General features: G+C 59.3%; 4 protein-coding genes. All 4 read left to right on the top strand.

The annotated features are described in order from the left end of the window. Window positions 1-135: 135 nt before the first annotated feature. The gene (locus tag V6C16_RS07650; RefSeq protein WP_333536899.1) at window positions 136-1,215 is read left to right on the top strand and encodes an iron-containing alcohol dehydrogenase family protein; all 1,080 of its coding nucleotides are present in this window, start codon (window positions 136-138) and stop codon (window positions 1,213-1,215) included. A 466-nt stretch (window positions 1,216-1,681) separates the two neighbouring features. Beyond that, window positions 1,682-2,869, top strand: coding sequence for a DegT/DnrJ/EryC1/StrS family aminotransferase (locus V6C16_RS07645; protein WP_333536900.1), 1,188 nt, complete (start codon window positions 1,682-1,684; stop codon window positions 2,867-2,869). Between the two features lie 226 nt (window positions 2,870-3,095). Continuing rightward, on the top strand, window positions 3,096-4,727 hold the full coding sequence (locus V6C16_RS07640; protein ID WP_333536901.1) for a cytidylyltransferase domain-containing protein: 1,632 nt from the start codon (window positions 3,096-3,098) through the stop codon (window positions 4,725-4,727). Between the two features lie 181 nt (window positions 4,728-4,908). After that, window positions 4,909-5,104: cytidylyltransferase domain-containing protein (locus V6C16_RS07635; protein WP_442886196.1), on the top strand; the 196-nt coding region annotated here is incomplete at its 3' end.

Genomic DNA, 5,104 nt, shown 5'->3' with positions numbered 1-5,104 from the left:
GTGCCGGACAAGAGAGACTGACCTGTGTTGTAACATCCGCCGGCCCGCGCCGCGCGCCGCTTTGCGGCATCGCTTGCCAGACCTGCGGCTATAGCGTATGGCCCGGAAATCTTATGCCATACTGTGAGGGCAACTATGTACCGTAATGCAAAAAATGTCGGTTATTATATGATCGGCCAGGGCAGCCTGAGCCAGCTCGGCGACCTTATGGCCCCGCGCCGCAAGGCTGTGTCCGGCCCCGCGGTCTTTTTTCTGGATCATTTTTTTCAGGGCAAGGATCTGGTGGAAAAGCTGCCCGTGGAAAGCGGCGACATGGTGCTCCATATCGACACCGCCGGAGAACCCACCACTGACAGCGTGGACGGCTATACCGCCCAGGTGAAGACCTTTCTGAAAGGCGCGGACCCCTGCGCCCTGGTAGCCCTTGGCGGCGGCTGCGTGCTTGATACCTGCAAGTGCGTGGGCAACCTGCTCACCAATCCCGGCAAGGCTGAAGACTATCAGGGCTGGGACCTTGTAAAAAATCCCGCGCCCTACAAGATCGCCATACCCACCCTGTCGGGCACCGGGTCTGAAACCTCGCGCACCGGCATTATCTGCAATGAGGCAAAAAACATCAAACTGGGCATGAACAGCGACTTTACCATGTTCGACCAGGTGCTGATGGACCCCGACCTCACGGCCAGCGTACCCCGCAACCAGTATTTTTACACCGGCATCGACACCTACATGCATTGCTTTGAGAGCATTACCGGGTCCTACCGCAACGTGGTTGTGGATTCCCTGGCTGAAAAGGCCATTGATCTCTGCAAGCAGGTTTTTCTTTCGCAGGACATGATGAGCGAAGAAAACCGCGAAAAGATGATGATCGCCTCCTACCTGGGCGGCATGGCCGCCGGGTTCGTGGGCGTGGTGCATCCCATTTCCGCCGGGCTGAGCATGGTTTTGCATATGCGCCACGGCATCGCCAACTGCTATTCGCTGTCTGTGCAGGAAGACATCTATCCCGAACAGTACAAGGAATTCATGCTCATGATGGAGCGCCAGGGCATTGACCTGCCCAAGGGCATCTGTCAGGGCCTCACCGACGCGCAGTACGACGCGCTCTACGGGGCCAGCATTGTGCATGAAAAGCCGCTGTCCAACCGCCTTGGGCCGGATTTCAAAAAAATCCTCACCAAGGAAAATGTCATCGGGCGCTTCAAGAGCATGTAGCAGGCGGCACAGCGCCGAACCGTTTTAAAGTGCATTGTTCTAGGGCATTTAACACTTGAAATGCTTGCTTACGGCAGGCAAAAGCCTGCCTGCTCGCATTTCGTGGCAAGGATTTTCAGGAAAATCCTTGCAGAGCAGTTGACTCGTTTCATTCGTAATCTGCTCTAAGATCATACAGTCTGTCGGCGGCGTGGGCGGAGGCTCCGCCGCCGTCAGGCCTTTAGGGCATCTGCCATGAAGCGGCCCGCATATGGGCTGTTTGGCGGGATGTCTGTCTGTGGAGTCTCTGTTTCACGGGCATGCCGGCGCGCAACGCCGTCAGGTTTTTTCCGCCCGGGCAACACCCGCATCAGCCGGTGGCTGACATGCGAAGCGAGGCGCAGCAACGTTCGCAATATTGGCGCGTGCGGGGCCTTGCCCACGTAACGCGGCAACTTCAAGCGCAAGCTGTTTTATGAGGAGTCTCATGGATATCAAGGTCAATTTCAGCGGGCGTGCCATCCGGTACACCGAAGAAGAAATAGCCGTGGTTGTCGAGGCCATGCGCAATGCCGATCCCCTTACCCAGGGGCATCACATGCGCCGGTTTGAAAGCAAGTTCGCGGAGTACCAGGGTGTGCCGCAGGGAACCTGCTTTACCACCATGAACGGCTGCTCCGCCCTGGAGCTTTCAGCCCAGCTCTGCCTGTTTAACGAAGGCGATGAGGTGGTTATTCCTTCCCACACCTTCACGGCCTCTGCCTATCCCTACATCAAGAAGGGCGCCCGACTTGTCTGGGCCGATGTGGACCTGCACAGCCGCGTGGTCACCGCCGAGAGCATTGAAAAAGTGCTTACTCCGCGCACCAGGGCCGTGGTGGTCGTGCATCTTTACGGCTATGTGGCCGACATGCCCGCCATTGCCGCCCTGTGCAAAGAGCGCGGCCTTATCCTTATCGAGGATGCCGCCCAGGCCATCGGGGCCGAAGTGGACGGCATCAAGGCCGGAGCCTTCGGGGATATGGGGGTCTTTTCGTTCCATTCGCATAAAAACCTGACCACCCTTGGCGAAGGCGGCATGCTGTATGTGCGCGACCCCAGGCTGGCGGGCATGGTTCCCACCCTGCGCCACAACGGGCATTGCGCTTTTGATTTTGAGCGCCCCGACTATTGGAAGCCCGCCATGGGCAACGTGGATATGCCCATTATCGACGGCCGCATGGTGCCGCCCAACAACTACTGCCTTGGTGAAGTGGAATGCGCCCTGGGGGCCAAGCTGCTGGAGCGCATTGACGAGATCAACGAGCAGAAGCGCAGCCGCGCCCTGGGTTTCATTGATGCCCTGACGGACTTTCCCGAACTGGAATTCCATCGGGTCGACAGCCCCCGCCACAACTACCACCTGCTTGCGGCCCGCATGACCACGGGTGTAGAGGCGCGAGACCGCTTCATGCGCGCCATGTTCAATGAAAAGGGCGTCAAATGCGTGGTGCAGTACATTCCGCTGGACAGGTACGATTATTACCGCCGTCTGGGAATGGGCGAAGCCTGCTGCCCCAATGCGGACCTGTTCTTTGACACCATGATTTCCTTCCCCTTCCAGCACTGGCTGACCGGGGAAGAGTTTGACTACATGCTGGCTTCCACCCGCGAGGTGCTGGCGAGCCTGCGCTGAGACGGCGTGTTTGCCGTCCGGTCGCGTCAGCAGAGCAATTTCACTTTGAAATTGCTCTAACGGCGCAGGCCGGGAATGGTGCTCAAGGGTACTGACCCGGCCTGCGCCGCTGTGCCTTGTGAGTCGGCGGGCCGCCCGAGCGGGATGAGGAAAGCGCATGGCGCTCATGTCCCGGCAGAGGCTACAGCCATGTGCGCCCCCCGCGCATGACCACTTCGGAACTATCGTGAAAGAACGCTGCATTGTCATACCGGCCATCAAAAAAAATGCCGTTATTCCTGACCAGCTTGTCAAAAAGCTGGCCGGGGTGACGCTTGTGCAGCGGGCCATCAATACGGCGCGGAGCGTTCTGCCCGGCGAAGATATCATGGTGCTCACCGACAGCCAGGAAATATCCCTCATCTGCGAACGCGCGGGCGTGGGATTTCGCCGCAATAAGGACATACATTTCACCACGCTGGACATCGTGAATGAAATGCGCGTCTTGCTGGAAGAACTGGCGGAACAGTACGAGCACTGCATTATTTTGCGCGCATCATGCCCGTTGCTCACCTGGGTGGACGTGGAAGACGCCTGGAAGAAGTATCGCGAGGCGGACGCCGACAGCCTTGTGACCGTGAAAAGCGTGCGTCAGCGCATCTGGAACATGCATGGCGAGGGGCTTGAAGACCTGCTGGATGACGAGACGGAGCACAGGGGCGAAAAAACCCTTGTGGTTGAAAGCCGCGCGTTGATCATGCTGCGTCTTTCGCGTCTGCTGGACCGGGACCGCCAGCAGGGGCGCGGTCGCGTCATTCCCTATTTTCTCAACGACAGGGCCATTGAAATACAGGGCTATCAGGACTGGTGGATATGCGAACGCCTGCTTGAGCGGCGGCATGTGGTCTTTGTGGTGGCGGGCTGGCCCGCCATCGGCATGGGGCACGTGTTTCGGGCGCTCATGCTGGCGCACGAGATTACAAGCCATCGGGTCAGCTTTGTCTGCACCCGCGAAAGCGAACTGGCCGTTGAAAGCATCGCCCGCAAGGATTACCGGATCGTCCGCCAGGGGCAGGAAGACCTGGCAGACACCGTGCTGGCCCTGAACCCGGATCTGGTGGTCAATGATATCCTCAACACCACCACGGCCTACATGAAGCGTCTTGTGGCCGCCGGGGCGCGTTGCGTAAACTTTGAGGACGAAGGGCCGGGGGCTTCGCTGGCGCGCCTTGTGGTCAATGCCCTGTACGAAGGGGAAAGCACGGACCGTCTGTGCAGCGGGCCGGATTTTTTCTGCCTGCGTGACGAGTTTGTCAACGCGGCGCGCAATCCCTTCCGGCCTGAGGTCAAAACCGTGCTTATCACCTTTGGCGGCACAGATCAGCATGACTGCTCGCGCCGGGTGCTGGACATCATCGAGCCGATCTGCCGTGCCTACGGAATTGCTGTCCGGCTGGTCGCCGGACCCGGCTACGCCCACAAGGACGCTATGGAAGCGCATCTGAAAAAGCTGGATAATCCGCTGGTGACCTTTACCTGGGCCACCAACGTCATGAGCCGCATGATGGAAGGCGCGGACCTCGCCATCTGTTCCGCTGGGCGCACGGTTTACGAACTGGCGCACATGCGCGTGCCTGCCCTTGTGCTGGCAACGCACGAGCGCGAGGCGCGCCATACCTTTGCCCGGCCGCGCCACGGTTTTGCCTTTGTGGGCATTATGGATCGTGTCAGCGACGGCAGAATCCGCAACACCTTTCTGGCGATGCTGAAAAATCCGCGCCGTGAGCGCTTCTGGCTGCGACAGGACAGCATGGACTTTACGGTCAACAAGAACCGCGTGGTGCGGCGCATGCTGGGTTTGCTCAACGAGCGGCCCTAGCACATGTACGTTTTTCAAAGTCGGTATGCTCTGAAATTTTTATTTCAGGCTGTTGCAGGGGGCGGGTATGGAAATAGAAGCCGCGCCTCCCGGCCTGCCGTCTCAAGGGTGCTCTGCTCCAGGGGCAGAGCGCCGTGCGTTTCAGGAATCCCCACTATCGCCGGACGCGGCGGAGGAAAATATGACCAGTAAAGGCAAGGTTGTCGCCATTATTCAGGCCCGGCTGGGTTCCAGCCGCCTGCCGCTGAAATCTCTGCTCTGCCTGCGTGATCTGCCGGTTATCGACTGGGTGACCCGCCGTCTGGGCGCGGCGAGCCGTCTGGACGGCATCATGGTGGCCGTGCCTGACACCCCGCTGGACGTGGTGCTGCTGGAGC

Source organism: Desulfovibrio sp. 1188_IL3213 (assembly GCF_036763145.1).
Taxonomy (GTDB): Bacteria; Desulfobacterota; Desulfovibrionia; order Desulfovibrionales; family Desulfovibrionaceae; genus Desulfovibrio.
This window is presented reverse-complemented; position numbering and strand designations above follow the sequence as displayed.